Origin of the sequence: Pantoea sp. Fr+CA_20, from assembly GCF_024520835.1 — a bacterium.
Taxonomy (GTDB): Bacteria; Pseudomonadota; Gammaproteobacteria; order Enterobacterales; family Enterobacteriaceae; genus Pantoea; species Pantoea allii.
In genome coordinates this window covers 1-367 of the sequence record NZ_JALNPN010000059.1, presented here as the reverse complement: position 1 = coordinate 367, position 367 = coordinate 1, and the positions used below count along the sequence as shown (strand labels likewise).

1 pseudogene is annotated in these 367 nt (G+C 64.0%); it reads left to right on the top strand.

Annotated elements, in window-relative coordinates:
* A pseudogene (locus NR177_RS23795) lies at window positions 1-367 on the top strand (hypothetical protein); the annotation flags it as partial.

Genomic DNA, 367 nt, shown 5'->3' with positions numbered 1-367 from the left:
AAGAGCAGCGTCGCCTGCAGCAGGCGCAGCTGGTCAACGAGGTTGCCACCCAGGCGCTTGACGTTTACAACACCTATGAAACCGCCCGCGCCACGCGTGCCGCCACGGCCAGCCTGGCGGATACCGATATGCGTACGGCTCTCGAAGCGCAGGCCAGAACACTACTGGATGAGGCGCATGAGAATGATCCAAAAGTCGACAACAGCAGGCAGGCGGTGGTCAGCAAGGCATGGCAGATGGCCTATGACCAGGCGATTGTCCGTCAGGGCGCGGACATGGGCGGAAGCGTGCGCACCGGGGTCAACGCGGTAGTCAACGCCCTGCAGGCGCTGGCGGGCGGTGACATAAAGGCTGCACTGGCGCAGGG